17 protein-coding genes are annotated in these 20,189 nt (G+C 74.9%); 13 read left to right on the forward strand and 4 right to left on the reverse strand.

Annotated elements, in window-relative coordinates; genetic code table 11:
- Positions 1 to 39 precede the first annotated feature (39 nt).
- From ACFU5J_RS13655 to ACFU5J_RS13670, 4 genes are all read left to right on the forward strand, one after another.
- Entirely contained in the window at positions 40 to 747 is a 708-nt protein-coding gene (locus tag ACFU5J_RS13655; RefSeq protein ID WP_430579061.1) for an HAD-IA family hydrolase, read from the forward strand.
- Positions 748 to 787: 40 nt separating this feature from the next.
- The gene (locus ACFU5J_RS13660; RefSeq protein ID WP_430579062.1) at positions 788 to 1,654 is read left to right on the forward strand and encodes a sugar phosphate isomerase/epimerase family protein; all 867 of its coding nucleotides are present in this window, start codon (positions 788 to 790) and stop codon (positions 1,652 to 1,654) included.
- A 49-nt stretch (positions 1,655 to 1,703) separates the two neighbouring features.
- Positions 1,704 to 2,708, forward strand: coding sequence for an NAD(P)-dependent alcohol dehydrogenase (locus tag ACFU5J_RS13665; protein ID WP_430579063.1), 1,005 nt, complete (start codon positions 1,704 to 1,706; stop codon positions 2,706 to 2,708).
- 174 nt (positions 2,709 to 2,882) lie between these two features.
- Complete coding sequence (locus ACFU5J_RS13670; protein ID WP_430576743.1) at positions 2,883 to 3,830, forward strand: sugar-binding transcriptional regulator; 948 nt, start codon at positions 2,883 to 2,885, stop codon at positions 3,828 to 3,830.
- Between the two features lie 73 nt (positions 3,831 to 3,903).
- On the opposite strand, the gene ACFU5J_RS13675 is transcribed toward ACFU5J_RS13670, so the two are convergent.
- Positions 3,904 to 5,388: a mannitol dehydrogenase family protein gene (locus ACFU5J_RS13675; RefSeq protein ID WP_430579064.1), complete on the reverse strand. Its 1,485-nt coding sequence runs from the start codon at positions 5,386 to 5,388 to the stop codon at positions 3,904 to 3,906.
- A 170-nt stretch (positions 5,389 to 5,558) separates the two neighbouring features.
- Here ACFU5J_RS13675 and ACFU5J_RS13680 point away from each other — a divergent pair, with 170 nt between their 5' ends.
- The 8 genes from ACFU5J_RS13680 (at position 5,559) to ACFU5J_RS13715 (ending at position 15,523) form a co-directional block, all read left to right on the forward strand.
- The gene (locus tag ACFU5J_RS13680) at positions 5,559 to 6,689 is read left to right on the forward strand and encodes an FAD-dependent monooxygenase (protein WP_430579065.1); all 1,131 of its coding nucleotides are present in this window, start codon (positions 5,559 to 5,561) and stop codon (positions 6,687 to 6,689) included.
- A gap of 87 nt (positions 6,690 to 6,776) precedes the next feature.
- Complete coding sequence (locus ACFU5J_RS13685) at positions 6,777 to 8,024, forward strand: NAD(P)/FAD-dependent oxidoreductase (protein ID WP_430579066.1); 1,248 nt, start codon at positions 6,777 to 6,779, stop codon at positions 8,022 to 8,024.
- Positions 8,025 to 8,100: 76 nt separating this feature from the next.
- The gene (locus tag ACFU5J_RS13690) at positions 8,101 to 9,480 is read left to right on the forward strand and encodes a DUF4232 domain-containing protein (protein WP_430579067.1); all 1,380 of its coding nucleotides are present in this window, start codon (positions 8,101 to 8,103) and stop codon (positions 9,478 to 9,480) included.
- An 18-nt stretch (positions 9,481 to 9,498) separates the two neighbouring features.
- Entirely contained in the window at positions 9,499 to 10,566 is a 1,068-nt protein-coding gene (locus ACFU5J_RS13695) for a LacI family DNA-binding transcriptional regulator (protein ID WP_430579068.1), read from the forward strand.
- A gap of 132 nt (positions 10,567 to 10,698) precedes the next feature.
- A complete protein-coding gene (locus ACFU5J_RS13700; protein ID WP_430579069.1) occupies positions 10,699 to 12,156 on the forward strand; it encodes an ABC transporter substrate-binding protein in 1,458 nt (485 codons plus the stop codon).
- Positions 12,153 to 13,112 (forward strand): carbohydrate ABC transporter permease, encoded by a 960-nt coding sequence (locus tag ACFU5J_RS13705; RefSeq protein WP_430579070.1) that lies wholly within the window; start codon positions 12,153 to 12,155, stop codon positions 13,110 to 13,112. Before ACFU5J_RS13700 ends, ACFU5J_RS13705 begins: the two co-directional genes overlap by 4 nt.
- A complete protein-coding gene (locus ACFU5J_RS13710) occupies positions 13,109 to 14,017 on the forward strand; it encodes a carbohydrate ABC transporter permease (RefSeq protein ID WP_430576751.1) in 909 nt (302 codons plus the stop codon). Before ACFU5J_RS13705 ends, ACFU5J_RS13710 begins: the two co-directional genes overlap by 4 nt.
- Positions 14,018 to 14,086: 69 nt before the next feature.
- Positions 14,087 to 15,523, forward strand: coding sequence for a sulfatase-like hydrolase/transferase (locus ACFU5J_RS13715; RefSeq protein WP_430576752.1), 1,437 nt, complete (start codon positions 14,087 to 14,089; stop codon positions 15,521 to 15,523).
- A 37-nt stretch (positions 15,524 to 15,560) separates the two neighbouring features.
- Here the strand turns inward: ACFU5J_RS13715 and ACFU5J_RS13720 are convergent, their stop codons facing one another.
- A complete protein-coding gene (locus ACFU5J_RS13720) occupies positions 15,561 to 17,558 on the reverse strand; it encodes a cytochrome c biogenesis protein DipZ (protein WP_430579071.1) in 1,998 nt (665 codons plus the stop codon).
- Between the two features lie 128 nt (positions 17,559 to 17,686).
- Between ACFU5J_RS13720 and ACFU5J_RS13725 the strand changes: the two genes are divergently transcribed.
- Positions 17,687 to 18,361: a fasciclin domain-containing protein gene (locus ACFU5J_RS13725; protein WP_430579072.1), complete on the forward strand. Its 675-nt coding sequence runs from the start codon at positions 17,687 to 17,689 to the stop codon at positions 18,359 to 18,361.
- A 166-nt stretch (positions 18,362 to 18,527) separates the two neighbouring features.
- Here ACFU5J_RS13725 and ACFU5J_RS13730 read toward each other — a convergent pair whose 3' ends face one another.
- Both ACFU5J_RS13730 and ACFU5J_RS13735 read right to left on the reverse strand, forming a co-directional pair.
- The gene (locus tag ACFU5J_RS13730) at positions 18,528 to 19,277 is read right to left on the reverse strand and encodes an anti-sigma factor domain-containing protein (protein ID WP_430579073.1); all 750 of its coding nucleotides are present in this window, start codon (positions 19,275 to 19,277) and stop codon (positions 18,528 to 18,530) included.
- A complete protein-coding gene (locus tag ACFU5J_RS13735; protein WP_430579074.1) occupies positions 19,270 to 20,178 on the reverse strand; it encodes a sigma-70 family RNA polymerase sigma factor in 909 nt (302 codons plus the stop codon). The genes ACFU5J_RS13730 and ACFU5J_RS13735 overlap by 8 nt, the downstream gene beginning before the upstream one ends.
- Between the last annotated feature and the right edge of the window lie 11 nt (positions 20,179 to 20,189).

Consider the following 20,189-nt stretch of genomic DNA (forward strand, 5'->3'; position numbering starts at 1 on the left):
ACTCGGGCGTCGACGCCTCGCGGAATGGAGAACGACCTCATGCAGACCACGGACACGCGGGACGCCCTCGCCGCCGCCCTCGCCGCCGGGCGGGAGGTCGAGATCGGCGGCGTCCTGTCCGACATGGACGGCACCCTGGTCGACTCGGTGCCGGCGGTCGAGGAGGCCTGGCGGATCCTGGCGTCCGAGTTCGACGTGCCGATGCTGCCCGCCGAGTCGCACGGGCTCACCGCGCGGTCGGTCGTCGAGGCCTTCGGGATCCCCGCCGCCGACCGTCGCCGCGCCGAGGACCGGCTCACCGAGATCGAGTCGCGCGACGGACAGCTGCTGGACCCTCTGCCCGGGGTGCGCGAGATCGTCGGGTCGCTGCCCGCGACGCGGTGGGGCATCGTCACCTCGGCCGCACGGCCGGTCGCCCGGGCGCGGTTCGGCGCGACCCGCCTGCCCTTCCCGGCACTCCTGGTGACGGGGGACGACGTCAGCTCGGGGAAGCCCGCGCCGGAGCCGTTCGCGACGGGTGTGGACGAGCTGCGCCGGCGCGGCCACGACGGCCCCGTCGTCGCGCTGGAGGACACCGTCGCCGGGCTGAGGTCCGCCCGCGCCGCCGGCTGCCTGGCCGTCGGCGTCGTGGGGACGTACGACCGGGGCACCCTCGCCCCCCACGCCCACCTCGTCCTCGCCTCGCTCGAGGCCCTGCGGGTCCGCGAGGACGGCGACCGGCTCTGGGTGACGGCGACGCCCGCGTGACCGGCCCCCTCCCTGACCGCACCACCCCGAGAGGACGACCATGATCGGCTGTCACGCATCCGTCTGGACCGGCACGTTCGACGACGAGGGCCTGAGGACGGCGTTCCGCGGCACCGCGGAGGCCGGGTTCGAGCTCATCGAGCTGCCGATGTTCGCCCCGCGGGGATGGAACGTCGGGCTCACCAGGTCGCTGGCCGAGGAGTACGGCCTCGCGGTGACCGCCTCGTTGGGGCTCACCGACGACGTGAACATCAGCTCCGCGGACACCGCGGTGGTGAGCCGTGGCGAGGCGCACCTGACGGCGGTGCTCGAGGTCCTGCACGACCTCGGCGCGTCGCACCTGTGCGGTGTCGTCTACGGCCCGATGAGGAAGCACTCGCGCCCTGCCACCGAGGCGGAGGTCCGGGCGGGGCAGGACGCCCTGCGACGGCTGGCCCGGCGGGCGGACGACCTCGGCATCCGGCTCGGCCTGGAGATCGTCAACCGCTACGAGACGAACATCCTCAACACCGCGGCGCAGGGCCTGCGGTACGTCGACGAGGTCGGGGCGGACAACGTCGGCGTCCACCTGGACACCTATCACATGAACATCGAGGAGTCGGGCCTGTTCGCGCCGGTCCTGGACGCGGCCCGGCACCTCGAGTACGTGCATGTCGGGGAGAGCCACCGCGGCTACCTCGGCACGGGCACGGTCGACTTCCCGTCGTTCTTCCGGGCCCTGCGCCACGTGGGCTACGACGGCCCGATCGTCTTCGAGTCGTTCTCCTCGGCCGTCGTCGACCCGCAGCTCACCGGGACGCTCGGCATCTGGCGGAACCTGTGGCGCGACGGGGCGGACCTCGGCCGCCATGCCCACGACTACATCCGGAACGTCCTGCGGGCCGTCGAGACCGTCGACCTGCACTGAGCCCACCCGGCCCCCACCCGGCCCCCACACGAGGAACGAGGAGAACGACATGAACGTTGCTGCCGTGATGACCGAGATCGGCCACATCGAGCTCCAGGAGCGGCCGATGCCGCAGGCCGCGCCCGGAACGGCCGTGGTCAAGGTGCACGCGGTCGGCGTGTGCGGCTCCGACACCACCTACTACCGGCACGGCCGCATCGGCGACTGGGTGGTCGACGGGGACATCGTCCTCGGCCACGAGGCGGCCGGCGAGGTGGTCGAGGTCGGTGACGGCGTCACCGACCTCACCGTCGGCGACCGGGTCGCGATCGAGCCCGGCACCCCGTGCCGCAGCTGCGCGCAGTGCACGGCCGGCCGGTACCACCTGTGCCCGGACCTCGTGTTCCTAGCCACTCCCCCGTACGACGGCGCGTTGGTGCAGTACGTGGCTCTCGATGCCCGCACGCTCTTTCCGATCCCCGAGGGGATGACCTACGAGCAGGCCGCGATGGTCGAGCCTCTCTCGGTGGGCCTGTGGGCCTGCCAGCGCGCCGGGCTCCGTCCGGGCGACGACGTCCTGGTGACCGGAGCGGGACCGGTGGGGGTGCTCGCCGCGCAGTCCGCACGGGCGCTCGGCGCACGCTCGGTCACGGTCACCGACGTGTCCGCCTTCCGCCTCGACCTGGCCCGCGACCTGGGCTTCTCCGTGGAGGCGAGCGACCGGCCCGGCGCCGAGACCTTCGACGTGCTGCTCGAGTGCTCGGGGGCGCCCGGGGTCCTCGCCGCGGGGATGGACCGGCTGCGCGAGGCCGGCCGGGCAGCCATGATCGGCCTGCCGAAGCAGCCGGTCGAGCTCCCGGTCTCCTTCCTCAACAAGAACGAGGTCAGCCTCGCGCTCGTCAACCGCTACCAGAACACGTGGCCGCTGGGGATCTCCCTGGTCGCGACGGGGCGCGTCGTCCTCGACGGCCTCCAGACGCACTCCTTCACCCTGACGGACACCGCGGCCGCGCTGGAGGTCGCGGCGACCGACCCTCGCTCGATGAAGGCGATCATCTATCCGCAGCAGGTCTGAGCGCAGCGGCGCCGGCGGCGAGCCTCCGGGTCCGTCGTCGGCGCCCCGCTGCCCTCACGTCGCCGGGCGCATCGGTCCGGACGGGCGTTGGTTAGGCTCAGGGAGCAAGAACCAGTGCTCAGACTGCGCGACGACGCCAGGGCGGCGGCAGTCTCGACCAGCGAGGATGGCTCCGTGACCGACGCCGAGCACGCCCGCCTCCTCGTCGAGGTGAGCCGCGACTACTACCTCGACAACCGCTCGAAGGTGGACATCGCCGAGCACCGCGGCATCTCCCGCTTCCAGGTGGCCCGGCTGCTCGCCGAGGCGCGCGAGAGCGGCGTGGTGCGGATCGAGATCTCGCCGCCCGCCCACCTCGACACCGAGCGGGCCCGGCGGCTCGCGGAGCGGCTCGGCGCCCGCGAGGTGGTGATCGCCGGGGCCGGCGACTCCCCGGCCGCCACGCGCGAGTCCGTGGCCCGCACCCTCGCCGCCGTCGTGGGCAGGCACGTGCGGGCGGGGGCGACGATCGGCGTCTCCTGGTCGCGCACCCTCGAGCTCGCCGTGCGCCTCCTCGACCCGCTGCCCCCGTGCGACGTGGTCCAGCTGGTGGGGGCCCTGCCCGTCGACGGCTCGGGCGACTCGCTCGACATGATCCAGGCCTTCCGGCGGATGCCGGGCGTGCGCACCTGGCCCGTCTGGTCCCCGTTGCTCGTGGCCGACCCCGGCACCGCCGCCGGGATGCGTCGCCAGCCCGAGATCGCCGCCGCGCTCGACCGCGCGGACGACCTCGACGTCGCCGTCGTCGCCGTCGGGGCCTGGACCCCCACGGGCTCGACGGTGCTGCCGCAGGTCACGGGCGACGAGCGGCGGGCCGCCACCGCCGCCGGCGCCGTCGCCGAGTGCTCCGGCCGGCTGTTCGACGCCGACGGGCGCCGCGTCGTCACGCCGCTCGACGCTCGCGTGGTCGGCGTGACCTTCGACCAGCTGGTGCGCACCCCCGAGGTCGTCACCGCCGGCTACGGCCGCGAGGCCGCGCCGGCGCTCCGCGCCGCCGTCGCGGGCGCCATCGCGACCACCGTGGTGTGCGACGACGACGCCGCGAGCGCCCTCGAGGCGCTCCTGGACGTCACGACCGCGTAGCGCCCGCCGGCGGGCACGACCCGCCCCGTCGAGCCCGGCGGCGACCGAGGGGCCGCCACGACCGGCGCCGGGTTCAGGCCCCGACGAGGCCCTCGACCGTCGCCCGCGCGCCCCGCGCGTGCAGGGAGTCGAGGGCGGCGGTGTACGCCTCGACGAACCGCGGCTCGGACGCCAGGTCGCCGAACAGCTCGTGGTCGCGCACGAAGGCGAGCGGGTCGTCGTGCTGGCGGGCGGCGGCGGCCATGAGCCGGTCCGCGAGCCGGTCGACGACCACGATGGGCTCGCCCTGCTCGTCCACGGCCTCGTCGTACCGGGCCCAGGCCGCCACGACGGCGGCCGACCGGTGCACCTGGCCGCCCGAGGCGAGGTTCGCGCGGATCACGGGGACCAGCCACGTCGGGATCCGGTCGGAGGACTCGGCGCACAGGCGGGCGAGGGTGTCGCGCACGTGCGGGTTCGCGAAGCGCTCGATCAGCGTGGCCTGGTACTCCGCGAGGTCCACGCCGGGCACCGGCAGCAGCGTCGGGGCGCCTTCGTGGGCCATGTACCCGCGCAGGAAGCGCACGAACGTCTCGTCGGCGCAGACCTCGTGCGCGTACCGGTGGCCCGCCAGGTAGCCGAGGTAGCACAGGGCCTGGTGGGAGACGTTGAGCAGACGCAGCTTCATGAGCTCGTACGGCTCGACGTCGTCCACGAGCTGCGCGCCGACCTTCTCGTAGGGCGGGCGGCCGGCGGCGAACCGGTCCTCCACCACCCACTGCGCGAACGGCTCCGCCACCACGGGCCACGCGTCGTCGACGCCGAACCGCTCGGCGACCATGGCCCGGTCGCCGTCGGTGGTGACCGGGGTGATGCGGTCCACCATCGAGCTCGGGAACGGCACGTGCTCCTCGATCCATGCCGCGAGCCCGGGGTCCTTGAGTCGCGCGAAGGCGGTGAACATCCGGCGGGCCACGTCGCCGTTGCCGGGGATGTTGTCGCAGCTCTGCACCGTGAACGGTGGGACGCCGCGCTCCCGCCGCCGACGCAGGGCCTCGGTGACGAGCCCGAACGTGGTGGCGGGCACCGCGCCCGGCTCGAGGTCGGCCCGCACGGCGGGGTCGTCGGCGTCGAACTCCCCCGTCACGGGGTTGACGTTGTAGCCGCCCTCGGTGACGGTCAGCGAGACGATCCGGATCTCGGGCGACGCCATCTTCTCCAGCACCGCCTCCGGGTCGTCGGGCGCGAGGAGGAACTCCGCGATCGAGCCGATCACGCGCCCCTCGAGCGTGCCGTCCGGGTGCTTGAGCACCAGGGTGTACAGGCCGTCCTGGGCGGCGAGGGCGTCGCGCATGCGGGCGTCGTGGGGCAGCACCCCGACGCCGCAGATCGCCCAGTCGAGCGCCTCGCCCTCGCGCATCAGCCGGTCCAGGTACATCGCCTGGTGCGCGCGGTGGAAGCCGCCCACGCCGAGGTGCACGATGCCGGTGCGCAGGCGGGTGCGGTCGTAGTCCGGGACGGCGAGCGGCAGGTCGCCGCCGGCGAGCGACGCCACGGTCACGGCGTTGAGTGCGGTCATGGTGCGTCCTTGCTCCGTCGGGTGCGAGAGCGCACAACGTATCAAACGAGCACCTTTGCCGTCACAGATGAGCAAGCATGGGCCTCTGCCACGCAGGGGTCGACCGTTCTGTCCCCTATGCTCCGTCTGACCGCTCCGGTCGCCCGTCGCCTCGAGTCAGGGGAACCCGCATGCGCCAGTCAGCCACCGTCCTCGTCGTCGGGGGCGGGATCTCGGGGAGCGCCACCGCCGTGCTGCTGCGGCGCGCGGGCATCGACGTCGAGCTGGTCGAGGCGCGCCGAGCGACCGGCGCCGGGTCCGGCATCACGCTGCAGGGCAACGCGCTGCGGGCGCTGCGCGAGGTCGGCGTCTGGGACGTGGTGCTGGCGTCGGGGTGCGGCTTCGACACCACGGGGATCACGACCCCGGACGGCACGGTGCTGTTCGAGGAGCAGAGCGTCCGGGCCGGCGGCGACGACCTGCCCGCCACGTTCGGCACCGAGCGCCCCCGCCTGCAGCGGGTCCTCGCCGACGCGGTGCGGGCCGGCGGCGTGCGGGTGCGCGAGGGCGTGCGCGCGCAGGTCCTCGACCAGGACGACGACGGGGTCCTCGTACGGCTCGAGGGGGACGACGGCACCGTCGAGGAGCGGACGTACGCCCTCGTGGTCGCGGCCGACGGCGTCGGCTCGCGCACGCGGGCCGCCGTCGGCATCCCCGACTCCCCCACGCCGACCGGCATGGCCGTGTGGCGCGCCGTCGCACCGCGCCCCGACGGGCTGGACCGCACGGACCTCGCCTACGGCGGTCCCGCCTACATCGCGGGCTACTGCCCCACCGGGGAGTCGTCGATCTACGCGTACCTGGTGACGGACCCCGGCACCCTGCCGAGCCCGGAGGCCGCGCTCGCGCACGTGCGCGGCCTGGCCGGCGCGTACGGCGGCCACTGGCCGGCGATCACGGCCACCCTCACCGACCCGTCGGCCGTGAACTACAGCGAGTTCTCGCGGCTCGTCGTGGACGGCGCCTGGCACCGGGGACGGGTGGTCCTCGTGGGAGACGCGGCGCACTGCTGCCCGCCGACCCTCGCCCAGGGCGCGGCGATGGGCCTGGAGGACGCGACGGTGCTCGCCGAGCTCCTCACCGGCGCCGACACCTGGGACGACGCCCTCCTCGACGCCTACGCGGCCCGCCGGGCGCCCCGTGCCCGCACGGTGGTCGACGCCTCGGTCCAGCTCGGGCAGTGGCTGCTCGACGGCGTCCGCGACGCGGACGTGCCGGGGCTCATGGCGCGCACGATGGCGACGGTCCGCGCGCTGCCCTGACCCGGCGCCGCGGGACGGTCGCCAGCATCACGGAACTGTGGAAATGTCGGGGCTGCCAGCCCCCGCCCCCGCCGGTCAGGAGTCACCATGCCCCCGTCGTCCACCGCACCCATCCTCGTCGTCGGAGGGGGCCTGGCGGCCGCCCGGGCCGTGGAGGCCGTGCGCGAGCGCGACTCCTCGGTCGACGTCGTGGTGGTCACCTCCGAGGGCCACCGGCCGTACGAGCGCCCGCCGCTGTCGAAGGACTACCTGCGGGGGCAGGCGGAGGCGGACGTCATCTACCCGCTCAAGGCCGGCTGGTACGACGACCACGGGATCGACCTGCGCACCCTCACGACCGTCGTCGACCTCGCACCCGGCGACCACGAGGTGACGTTCGCCGACGGCTCCACGATGGCGTACTCCCGCCTGCTGCTGGCGACGGGCTCGACGCCGCGCGCCCTCAACGTGCCCGGCCGCAGCCTGATCGGGGTGCACACGCTGCGCACCGTGGACGACGCGGACCTGCTCGCGGGCGTGCTGCTGCCGGCGTCGCTCGAGGGCGAGGGCAAGGTCGTCGTGGTCGGCGACGGCTGGATCGGCACGGAGGTCGCCGCCTCGGCGCGGATGCTCGGGCTGGACGTGTCCCTCGTCGGCCAGCTGGAGCACCCGCTGCAGGCGCCGCTGGGCGCGGAGCTCGGCTCCCTGTACGGGCGGCTGCACGAGGAGCGCGGCGTGGAGCGGCACCGCGGCGACGTCGTCGCGTTCACGGGCGCGTCCGGGCGGGTCAGGGGCGTGGAGCTGGCCGACGGCACGCACCTCGACGCGGACCTCGTGGTGGTCGGCGTGGGCGTCACCCCCAACGTCGGCATCGCCTCGGCCGCCGGCCTGGAGCTGCGCGCCCGCGAGCTCGGCGGCGGCATCGTGGTGGACGGCTCCCTGCGCACCCCGGCGCCCGACGTCTTCGCCGCGGGCGACATCGCGTCCGTCCCGTCGCCGCACTACGGCCGCCCGCTGCGCGTGGAGCACTGGGCCGTGGCGCAGGACACCGGCGCGCACGCCGGCCGCGCCATGCTCGGCGACGACACCGCCTACGACGTCCTGCCCTACTTCTTCAGCGACCAGTACGACGTGGGCATGGAGTACAAGGGTTTCGTCGACCCGCGCGCCGACGACACCGAGGTGGTGCTCAGCGGGTCGACGGACGATCGCGAGCTCGTCGCGTTCTGGCTGCGCGACGGCGAGGTGCAGGCCGGCATGGCCGTCAACGTGTGGGACCGGATGGACGACGTCGAGGAGCTCGTCCGCTCCGGCCGGAAGGTGCCGCGCGCCGAGCTGGAGTCGTTCGTCGGCTGACGCGCCTCGTCCACGTCGCCCGGTCGTTTCACCGCGCGACCCCGGGACCACCACACCCGCCTGACAGGATCGGGGCGTGAACGGGCGACGGGCGGCTGCCCTGGTGACGACGCTGGTCGTCGTGGTGGCGGCGGTGGCCGTCCTGGCGGTCTGGCGCCCGTGGGACCCGGTGCCCGACGCGCTGCGCGACGCCGCGCGCACGGTGGCCGCGGAGCCCGGCGTCGTCGCGGCACGGGTGACCGGCTACGAGGTGACGCAGCGCGACGCGAAGGACGGCGACGCCGCGCGGGCGGAGATCGACGTCGTGCTCGACGACGCGCTCTCCCCCGCCGAGGCGGCCGACACCGCCGCGCGCGCGGACCGCGCGCTCGCGGCCGTCCAGGTCGCCGGGGTGAGCACGCTGTCGCGCACCACGACCGTGCGCGCCGGCGACCCGTCGGGCTCCGGTGACCTCGAGACCTACCCCCTCACGGCGTGGGTGGGCGAGGACGGCGACGCCTCCGCCGTGGCCGACGCCTTCGTGCTGCGGCGCGCGGGCGCGACGACCGTGAGCGGTGCCAGCGCCGAGGCGGCCGACGGCGACGCCCTCGTCCGGCTCGCGCAGGTGGCCGCCGAGCACGAGATCGCCGCCTCGCTGCGCACCGCGGGTGCCGGCGTGCAGTACGACGCGTCCGGCCGGGTCCCCGAGCCCGACGCCGCTCGGCTCGCCGTCGATGTGGCCGGGCGACCCGGCGTCACCTCGGTGGTCGTGCACGCGGGCTACCCCGACGACTCCGTCGCCGCGGACGGTGACGCGCTGACCCTCCAGGTGGGGCTGGACGGCCCGACGGCGTCCCCGAAGGGGGCCGACGTGGCCCGCTGGCTCGACGACCCGTCGCACGCCGTCGGCGACGCCCCTCTGGCCTACACGCTCACCGAGCCGGGCTACGCCACGAGCGTCGACGGCTGGGTCGCCGCCGCCGCGCCGCCCGAGCCCGCCGAGCACGCCGTGCCCCTGCCCGCGGGCGTCGACCCGTGGCCCGCGGACGCGGGCGCCCCGGACTGCACGGGCGAGGACCTCCGGGTCACGCTCGGCGCTCCGGACGCCGCCGCCGGCAGCCGGTACCTCGCCGTGCGCGCCGAGAACGTCTCCGGCCGGCCGTGCGCCCTCGACGGGGTTCCGGACCTCGTGTTCCGGGACGCCGACGGCGATCGCCAGGACGTCACGCTCGTCCCGTCCGCGCCGGGCGTCGTCCCGGCCCGCCTCGTCGTGCCCGCGGGCGGGCGTGCGCTGGCCACGGTGCAGTGGCGTGCCATGTCGACCGCGAACGACCCGGGCGTCACCACCACCGTCGAGGTCATGGCGGTGCCCGGCGCCGAGCCCGTGACGCTGACGCCCGCCGAGTCCCTGGACGTGCTCGACGGCGCCGAGGTGCGCGTCGGCCCCTGGGCGCAGGGCGCCGAGGGCTGGTCGTGACCGTGTGACGATAGGGCGATGACCGACAGGGCGACGGCGTCCATCCCGCACGAGCAGGCCGTGGGCGGCAGCGTGACCGTCAAGGACGTCGCCCGCCGCGCCGGGGTCTCGGCCAGCACCGTGTCGAACGTGCTGCACGGGCGGTCGAGCGTGGCGCCGGAGATCCGCGACCGGGTGGAGGCCGCGATCTCCGAGGTGGGGTACGTGCCGTCGGCGGCGGGCAGGCTGCTGCGTGGCGGCCGCTCCGAGATCGTGCAGCTCGCGCTGCCGGACATCCGTTCCCCCTACTACTCGGCGCTGGCCCACACGGTGATCCGACAGGCGCGCGCCCTCGACCTCGTGGTCGTCGTCGAAGAGACCACCGGCGACGCCGAGCAGGAGCGGCGGGTCGCCTCGAGCCACCCCAACCGCGGGATCGGCGGCACGCTCATCTGCCCGGTCGCCCTGTCGAGCGAGGACCTGGCCGGCCTGCGCCCACGCACCCCGACCGTGCTGCTCGGCGAGCACACGGCGGGGGACGTCTTCGACCAGGTCTGCACCGACAGCCGGGCGGCGGCGCAGGAGGTCGCCGAGCACCTGCTCGGCACGGGGCGCCGCCACCTCGCGTTCGTCGGCTCCCCGGACGGTGCGGGCACCGGCCCCGGGACGCTGCGGCTGAAGGGCCTGCGCGAGGCGCTGCGCGAGCACGGGCTGACCCTGGCCGAGGGCGCCGTCCTCCCGGCGGCGAGCTTCGACCACGAGACCGGCGCGCGCGTCGGTGCGCGGATCGCGGACGCGCGGGCGGGCGGGCTGGAGATCGACGCCGTCGTGTGCGCGACCGACGAGCTCGCCGTCGGCATCCTGCACGCGCTGCGCGGGCGCGGCGTCCGGGTGCCGGAGGACGTCGCCGTGACCGGCTGGGACGACGCGCCGGAGAGCCGGTACCTGTCGCCCTCCCTCACCACGGTGGCGCACGACCTCGACGACGTCGCGGCGGCCGCGCTGCGGCTGGTCGTCGGCCGCAAGGCCGACCCGACACGCCCGCCGAGCCGGCACGTCTCGCCGCACCGCCTGGTGGTGCGCGAGTCCACGGCACCGCCCGCGTAGCCGTCCTCGCCTGGCCGGCCGGGCATCCGACGGGCACCCGGACTCGTTGACATCCGCTCTCGCCCCCCGTACGTTCGTCGAGGCCGTGCAACGTTGCACGAGCCTCATGCAACGTTGCACGAGAGGAAGGCCATGACGACCATCGACCGGCGCACGTTCCTCGCGCTCGGCGGCACCGCCGCGGTCGCCGGGGTGCTCGGGCTGAGCGGGTGCGGCCCGTCGGGCCCGCCCGCGCGCCGCGCGGGCACCCTCACCTGGTGGGACGAGTTCCAGCCGCTCGAGGCCCTGGAGCAGGCGACCTTCGACGCAGCCTCAGGGGCGACCGGCGTGGGCGTCGACTACACCGTCTACGACCCCGCGGGCCTGGGATCCGCGCTCCAGCTCGCGCAACAGAGCGGGCTGATGCCCGACGTGTTCACCAACGGCTTCGGCATCCCCGCCCTGGCGCTCGTCGAGAACGGCTGGGTGCGGCCCCTCGACCTGCCCGACGAGGCGCTGGCCCGGTTCCCCGAGGGCACGCTGCTGGAGGGGCTGCACACGTTCGACGGGCGCGTCTACTCGTTCCCCCTGTTCACCTCCCGCCAGCACGTCAGCCTCACCTGGTTCGACCGGGACCTGGTCGAGCGCGCCGGGGCCGACCCGTCGACCGGGCCGCGCACGTGGGACGAGTTCCGCCAGGTCGCCCGCCGGATCACCCGGGGCGGCGAGGCGCACGGCTGGATCGAGGGCCTCGGGCTCACCGACCGCATGCGCCAGCACGTCATCGACCTCGCCGCCGGCGCGGGCGCGCAGCTCTCGTTCACCGAGGCCTCCGCCGACAGCCCCGGCGTGGCCGACGCCCGCACCGGCGACTACCCCTTCGACGGGGACGAGTTCGTCGCCGTCCTCGAGTTCCTCGGCTCCCTCGTGCACGACGGCGTGATGTTCCCGTCCTCCACGTCGCTCGACGTACGCACGGCCCGCGCCCGGTGGGCCGGCGGAGCCGCCGGCCTCTTCCTCGACGGCACCTGGAACGTCGGGGTGCTCACCGGGCAGTTCCCCGACTTCCTCCCCCGCGTGGGCGTCGGCAACATGCCCACCCCCGACGGCACGGCGCGGGCGGTCAACGGCCCGGTGGGCGGCTCCTTCTGGCTGTCGAGCGCGACCGCCGAGCCCGAGGCCGCCACCCGCATCCTCGCCACGATGACCGGCGCGGACTACGCCGCGGGAATGGCCGCGGCGATGGACCAGCCACCCGCCGACGCGGGCGCCGTGGACCGCGCAGACGTGCCCGACCTGTACCGGCAGGCCGTCGGGATCCTGCAGGACACCGTGACGCCCGCGCCGAGCCCGCTGGAGAGGCAGCCCGCCGTCGGGCTCGTCCTGTCCGAGATGGTGCAGGTGCGCCCCACCCTGGGGGAGATCGTCCAGGGCTACCTCGGCGGCAACGTCGACGACGTCCGCGCGGAGCTGCGCGGGTTCACCGACCGGCTGCGCGCCGAGCGCGACCGGGCCGTCGCCCTCGTCAACGCCCGCGGGCACGACGTCGGCGTCGACGACTGGCGCCGCGACGACGTGGCCGAGCCCACCACGACCGGGAGCCGCTCATGACCGCCGCCGCACCCGCGGCCCGCACCGCCGTCGCCGTCGCGGGGCGCACCGGCCGGCCGCCGCGCCGCGCCGCGAGCCGCACCCTGTGGATCTGGGTGTTCCTGGTGCCGACGATCGTCCTGTTCGGCGCCTACACGGTCTGGCCCGCGATCGCCAGCGTCGGGTACTCGTTCCTCGGCTGGTCCGGGTACGGACCCGACCGCCCCTTCGTGGGGCTCGCCAACTACGAGCGAGCGTTCTCCGACCCGCTGTTCTGGCGGTCGGTGGGCGTCACCCTGCTCATCATCGTCGTCACGGTGCCGCTGCGGGTGCTGCTGGCGCTGGTCCTCGCGGTCTTCCTCAACGACCCCCGCCTGCCGTTCGCCCGGCTGCTGCGCACCGCGTTCTTCGTCCCGGTCGTGGCCACCACGGCGATCATCGGCATCGTCATGAACTTCGTCCTCGACCCCGCGGACGGGCCCGTGAACCAGGTGCTGGGGGCGCTCGGCATCCAGCCCGTCGACTTCCTCGGCGACTCGTCCGCGGCCCTGTGGTCCGTCATGGCCGTGCACTTCTGGAAGTGGCTCGGCCTCACCCTCGTCTACTGGCTCGCCGCCCTGCAGACCGTCCCCGACGAGGTCCACGAGGCGGCCCGCGTGGACGGCGCCAACGCCCGCCAACGCTTCTGGCACGTCACCGTGCCGATGCTCACGCCGTTCCTCGTCGTCATCTCCCTGCTGACCATCGTCGAGACGATGCAGATCTTCGACCTCGTCCAGACGATGACGGGCGGCGGACCGTACTTCGCGACCCTCGTCACCGAGGTCTACATCTACCAGCAGGCGTTCGAGACGGCCCGGCCCGAGTACGGGTACGCGTCGGCCATCGGCGTGCTGCTCGGCGTCCTCACGCTGCTCGTCGTGGGGACCGCCGCGCTCGTGTCCCGCCTCGCCGCACGGAAGGGGGCCGACCGATGAGCGCCGGCACCAGCACCACCCGCCGCGTCGCGCGCCCCGCCGCGCCCCCGCCACCCGCCCGGCGCCCCAGGCCGGCCGGCCGCCGACGCGCCCTGTCCTGGGTGCAGTTCGCCGTCCTCGCCGTCGTCGCGCTCGCCTGGGTCTACCCCCTGCTGTGGATCCTGTCGGCGTCCTTCAAGGACGACGCCGACATCTTCACCAGCGGGCTGAGCCTGCTCCCGCACGAGTGGCGCTGGCAGAACTACGTGGACGCGTGGGAGACCGCCGGGTTCGCGCGGTACACCCTCAACTCGGTGATCGTCACCGTCGGGTCCGTGGTGGTCGTCGTGGTGCGCTGCGCGACCGCCGGCTACGTGCTCGGCCGGTACACGTTCCGCGGCAAGCGCGTCGTCGTCGGGACCCTGCTCGCCGCCAGCTTCATCCCCACCGGCCTGTCGATCATCCCGGTCGTGCAGCTCAGCACCCAGCTCGGCCTCTACCCCAGCACGGTCGGCCTGATCCTCGCCCTGTCGGCCGGCGGCAACGTCGCAGGCGTGCTCCTGTACACGGGGTACTTCTCGCGACTGCCCGACGAGCTCGAGCAGGCCGCCCAGCTCGACGGCGCCGGGTTCCTGCGCACCTTCTTCAGCGTCATGCTGCCCCTCTCCGGGCCGATCACCGCGACGGTGGCCGTCGTGACCTTCATCGGCGCGTGGAGCAACTTCTTCGTGCCCCTGGTGTTCACGTTCAGCGACCCCGACCAGCGCACGCTCGCCGTCGGGATGCTCGCCTTCCAGGGCACCAACTCCACCGACTGGAGCGGCCTCGCAGCCGGCGCCACGCTCTCGCTGCTGCCCGTGCTGATCGTGTTCTTCCTGCTCCAGCGCTACTTCGTCGAGGGCATGGCCGGCGCCGTGAAGAGCTGACGCGACGCCCTCGCCCGCCACCCGCACCCCGCAGTCCCCACCGTGCACCGAACCCCAGGAGGCCCCCGCGTGTCCCGACCGAACATCCTGCTCCTCTGCACCGACCAGCAGCGCTGGGACGCGCTCGGGGCGGCCGGCAACGCCGCCATCGCCACCCCGCACCTCGACCGCCTCGCCGCCCAGGGCGTGCGCTTCGACCGGTGCTTCGTCCAGTCGCCGGTGTGCGCGCCGTCGCGAGCGAGCCTCATGACCAGCCGCTACCCCCGCAACCACGGGCTGTGGGCCAACGGCGTCGACCTCTCCGCCGACGAGCAGCTGTTCACCGCGATGCTCGCCGCCGAGGGGTACGACTGCGGCCTCGTGGGCAAGCTCCACCTCGGGTCGGCGTTCGCCGGCCGGGTGGAGCCGCGCGTCGACGACGGCTTCCGCGTGTTCCGCTGGGCCCACGACCCGTACGTCCGCAGCCCCGAGAACCACTACCACCGGTGGCTGGAGGAGCGCTTCCCCGGCCTGCTCGACGAGACCCTCGCGCAGGGCGGCGACGCCGTCGACCGGCTGCCCACCGAGGCGCACTACAGCCACTGGATCGGCGAGGAGACGATCGAGTTCCTGACGCAGGGGCGGGACAAGGACAAGCCCTTCTGCTTCGTGGTGAACTTCTTCGACCCGCACCACGGTTTCGGCGCCCCGCCCGAGTTCCGTGACCGGTACGACGCCGACGCGCTCCCCCGCCCCGTCGGGGACGCGCACGACCTGGACGACAAGCCCGCGATCTACCGGGAGGCTTCGCAGCGCTCGTACGCCGGGTCCCTGCCGGGCTTCGCGGAGCACACCGAGGAGCAGATCCGGGAGATCGTCGCCCAGTACTACGCGATGGTCTCGCTCGTCGACGCCGAGGTGGGCCGCATCCTCCGTGCCCTCGACGCGGAGGGCCTCGCCGACGACACCCTCGTCGTCTTCACCAGCGACCACGGCGAGCTGCTCGGCGACCACCGGATGCTGCTCAAGGGCCCGATGATGTTCGACTGCTCCGTGCGCGTCCCCCTGATCGCGCGCTGGCCGGGCGTGCTCCCGGCCGGCGAGGTGCGCGACGAGATCGTGCAGTGGATCGACCTCGCCCCCACCCTGCTGGAGGCCGCCGGCGCGCCGCCGCTCCCCCGCGGGCAGGGCTCCAGCCTGCTCGGCCTCGCGACGACCGGGACGTGGGAGGACGAGCGGGGCTGGGCGCTCAGCGAGTACCGCAACAGCTGCATCCCCTACGACACCCCCGTGCACACGACGATGCTCCGCACGGACCGGTGGAAGGTCGTCGTCCACCACGGCGCCCCCAGCACCGACCGCGAGCGCACCGGCGAGCTCTACGACCTCGACGCGGACCCGCAGGAGTGCACCAACCTGTGGGACCACGACGACACCCGCGAGCGCCGTCTCGACCTCCAGGAGCACCTGCTCGACGTGCTCGTCGCCACCGAGGACCGGAGCAACCCGCGGCTCGCGCACTTCTGAGCCCGACGTCGCCGCGGACCGCGCGGCCGCCCGGCGCTCACCCGAAGGTGAACGTGTACACGGTGACCCCCTCGGGCACGTCGAGCTCTACGGTGCCGTCGGTCGGCCCGTCCCCGCGCAGCAGGTCGTAGAGCGTGGGGTTGCCGGCGACGTCGACGTCGCGCTCCTCGCGCACGCTCCCGTCGGGGGCGAGGACCCGCGCGGAGACGGTGCCCTCGCCGCCCAGGACGGCGTACACGTCGGTCGACCGGTAGGCGAGCCGCAACGTCGCGTCGTCCGAGGCCGCCGTGGCGCCCTGGAAGTCGGCGTCCCAGGTGCCGCCGAGGGAGAACGTGTCCCGCGGCTGCTCGTCCGGGTGGGTGTACGTCTCCTCGCCGGAGCCGTACGCGGGGTCTCCGGAGTAGTTGAACACCTTGTTGAGCGCCAGGTAGGTCTCCGGGGTGGTCTCCTCGCCGGGCGTCGTGTCGGCGACGTCGGTGGGGGCCGGCAGCTCGACGTCGGGGTCGGCGTCCTGCAGCAGGTCGCGGACGTGCTGCTCGGTGACGCCGTAGTCGCCCTCGCCGTGCTTGATGTAGCGGACGGTGCCCTCGGCGTCGATCAGGTACTCCGCCGGCCAGTAACGGTTCCGGTACGTGGTCCACGTCGAGTAGGAGTTGTCCTGCGCGATCGGGTAGTCCACGCCGAGGTCCCGGGCCCCGGCGACGACGTTGCGCGTCTCTCGCTCGAAGGCGAACTCCGGGGTGTGCACGCCGATGACCTCCAGGCCGGCGTCCTCGTACGCGTCGTACCAGGCGGCGACGTGCGGGATGGCGCGCTGGCAGTTGATGCAGGAGTACGTCCAGAAGTCGAGCAGCACGACCTTGCCCCGCAGGTCGGCCAGGTCGAGCGCCTTGCCGTCCGGGGTGTTGAGCCACCGGGTGATGCCGGTCAGCGGCGGCGCCGTCCCGCAGTCCGCGAGCTCGGGGGACCCGTTGGAGCAGTTCGACAGCTCGCGGTTGGCGTCGGTGACGATCCCGCCCAGGTCCAGCGCGTCCTGCACGGACGCGTTCTCGTCGACCTTCTGCTGCAGCGCGCCGGTGTAGTCGGGCAGGGCCCGCTGGAGCTGCTGGGGCAGGTTGAGCGCGAGGGCGCCCGCGAGCAGGAGGACGACGACGCCGCCCGCGACGCGGATGCCGCGCTGGTGCCGGCGGAACGCGGACACCCGCTCCGCGACCCGCCGCCCCGCCAGGGCGAAGACGAGCAACGGGATCGCGGCGCCGACGGCGAACGACACGGTGAGCACCACCGTCCCCGGCCCGATCTCCCCGGTGGCACCCGCGACCGTGATCGCCGCGAGCACCGGGCCCGCGCACGGCACGTAGAGGACGCCGAGCCCGAGGCCCAGCAGGAACGCGCCGCGGTCCTGGCCCGACGACCGCCGTGCACCCAGCGAGGCGAGCCGCAGGAACGGACGCTCCAGCACCTCCTCGAAGCGGGGCACGATCATCCCGATCCCCAGCGCGGCCAGCAGCACGATCCCGACCCACCGCAGCAGGTCCTGCGGCAGGCCGAGCGCGCCGAGCACCAGCGACCCGAGCAGCGTCATGACGCTGAAGCTCAGCACGAGGCCCGCGATCACCAGGTACGGCCGCCACGACCGGGACCGCCGCTTCGCAGGGCGCTCCCCGCCGTCGGCGTCGTCAGCAGCGGCGACGGCGTCGGCGGAGCGGGAGATGGCTGTGCCGGAGCGGGCGCCGGCCGGGGCGATGCCGGTCTCGACGCGCCCGCCCGCGGCCGTGCGCACCGCGGTCGGCACGTCGAACCGCAGGGGCGAGCCCGGCCGGGCGGCTCCTCCTGGAGGAGCGGCGACCGCGACCTCGACCGTGCCCGCGGAGTCGTCGTCGGGCGGCGTGTCTCCGCCCGCCTCGGGCTCCCGCGGATCGCGGGCGCCCTGCACCCCGCCGGCGAAGAAGATCACCGGCAGCATCGGCAGGATGCAGGGCGAGATGCCGGTGATGAGGCCACCGAGCAGGCCGATCAGGACCAGAGTCTCCATGCAGGCCGTTCGGAACCGCGGGCCCGCCGGATGGGATCGAGGTCGGCACCCATCCGGTCGGGCAGCCACTCCGAACCCAGGTCGAGCGCCCCGGGACCGGAGGGGCGACGACGCAAGGAGACAGACCGATGAACGTCCGCACCCGTACCCGCACCGCCGCCGCCGGCTTCGCCACCCTGGCCCTGCTGGGGCTCGCCGCCTGTTCGTCCGACTCCGGCTCCGACACCGGATCCGGCTCCGAGGAGACGGCGACCGAGGAGTCGCCCATGGCGACCGACGAGCCGTCGGAGGACATGACCGTCGACCCGGCGGCGAACCTCGTCGGCCCGGGCTGCGAGGACTACGCCGCCCAGGTGCCCGACGGCGCCGGCTCGATCACCGGCATGTCCACCGACCCGGTGGCCGTCGCCGCGTCGAACAACCCGATCCTCACCACCCTGACGAAGGCCGTCAGCGGCGAGCTCAACCCCGACGTCAACCTGGTCGACACCCTCAACGGCGACCAGTTCACGGTCTTCGCCCCCGTCGACGACGCCTTCGCCAAGGTCGACAAGAAGACGCTCGACACGCTGTCGACCGACGCCGACCTGCTGACCACGGTGCTCACCTACCACGTGGTCCCCGGCCAGGTTCTGCCCGAGGACATCGCGGGCGAGCACAAGACCGTCGAGGGCGACACGGTCAAGGTCACCGGCTCCGGCGACGACCTCAAGGTCAACGACGCCAACGTCATCTGCGGTGGCGTGATGACGCAGAACGCCACCGTCTACCTCATCGACTCGGTGCTGATGCCGCCGATGTGACGCGCCGGGGATCCCGGTCGTCCGCCCACGAGGCTCGCAGGGCCGCCGCACGCAGGGGGTGCGGCGGCCCTCGGCATGCCCGGGACAGGGAGCCCGCGGGCCGGGACGGGGAGCCCGCGCGCCGGGGACGGAGAGCCGCCGGCGGGTCGGGCCGGTCGTCCCGGGGTCAGGACTCGATGGCCACCACGGGGTCGGTGGTCGGCTGCTCCGAGCCGCCCGCCGGCTCCAGCGTCACCGCGACCACGTGCCCGGCGCCACCCTCGACGAGCGCCCGCGACACGCCGCCGGACGCGGGCGGCATGAGGCCGGCCGACACGGGCGCCCCGTCCGCGACGATCCACAGCTGCCAGTCGTGGCCGTCGCCGGGGGCCGGCATGCCGTCGGCGGACACCAGGACGTCGTCGCCGGAGACCAGGGCGGTGGCCTCGCCGCCGCCCTCCACGGGCGCCGTGACGAGGCGCGCGTCGGGGTCGGCGAGCATCTGCGCGACCCGGTCCGCCTGGGCCTCCAGCCGTGCCGCCTCCCGGTGCTCCTGGACGGCGACCGTGGTCGGCACGGCGACCGCGACCACCGCGGCGGCAGCGGCGGCGACCAGGCCCCAGCGGCGTCGCTGCGGCCGGGCGGCAGGCGCCGCCGGCGCGGCCCCGTTCCCCCCGCGCGCAGCGGCGTCTCCCGGTCGCCCGAGCTGTGGCGTGGCGGCCACGCGCGCGAGCACGTCGTCACGGACGTGCGCGGGCGGGTCCGCCTCCACCGCGAAGGCCGCGACGACGTCGCGGTACTCGTCGAGGGCGCGCCGCGCGTCGGCGTCGGACTCGAGCAGGCGCTCGACCGCGCGGCGCTCCAGGTCGTCCACCGCGTCGAGCGCGTAGGCGGGGAGCAGCTCCCAGGTGTCGCGCGTCGTGTCGTCGTCAGCCACGGGCCACCCCCAGGCAGTCGCGCAGGCGGCCGAGGCCGTCGCGGATCCGGCTCTTCACGGTGGGCAGCGCGGCACCCAGCAGCTCCGCGACCTCCCGGTAGGTGCGGCCCCCGAAGTACGCCTCGACCACGGCCTCGCGCTGGGTCGACGTGAGCGAGTCGAGACAGCGACGCACCGCAGCTCCCTCCAGCCGGCGTGGGGCGGGGGGGGGGGGGGCCGCCCGCGGCGGGGGGGGGGGGGGGGGGGCGGGGGGGGGGGGGGGGGGGGGGGGGCGGGGCGCGGCGGGGGGGGGGGGGCGGGGGGGGGCGGGGTGGGCGGGGGGCCGGGCGGGGCCGCCCCCCGCCCCCCGCCCCGCCCCCCCCCGGGGGGGGGGGGGGGGCCCCGCCCCCCCCCCCCCCCCCCGCCCCCCCCCCCCCCCCGCGGGGGGGGGGGGGGGGGGGCCGCCCCCCCCCCCCCGCGGCGAGGTCGCGAGCGTGGCGTCGAGGTCGCGCTGGTCACGGTCCCGACGGGACTGCTCCGAGCGCACCCGGTCGACGGCCCGGCGCCGGGCCAGGGTCGCGACCCAGGTGCGCGCGGACGCGCGGGCAGGGTCGAACCGCGCTGCGGTCTGCCACACCTCCACCATCACCTCCTGGGTCACCTCGGCCGCGTGGTCCGGGTCGCGGAGCACGCCGAGCGACGTCCCGTACGCCACGGGGGCAAGAGCGTCGTAGACCGGGCCGAACGCCGCGGGATCACCGCCGGCACACGCGGCGAGCGCGGCGTCGACGGGCCCGCGGGTCAGGGGTGGCGGCACCCGGACAGTCTGCCTCACCGGGCAGGCCGTATCGAACGCCATGGGGTCCTCGCGTGTCCGTGCCCGGGCCGTCCGGGACACCCCGTGGTTCGGCGCGGACCGCATCCCGGATGGGT

Source organism: Isoptericola sp. NPDC057559, assembly GCF_042801555.1.
Taxonomy (GTDB): domain Bacteria; phylum Actinomycetota; class Actinomycetes; order Actinomycetales; family Cellulomonadaceae; genus Isoptericola.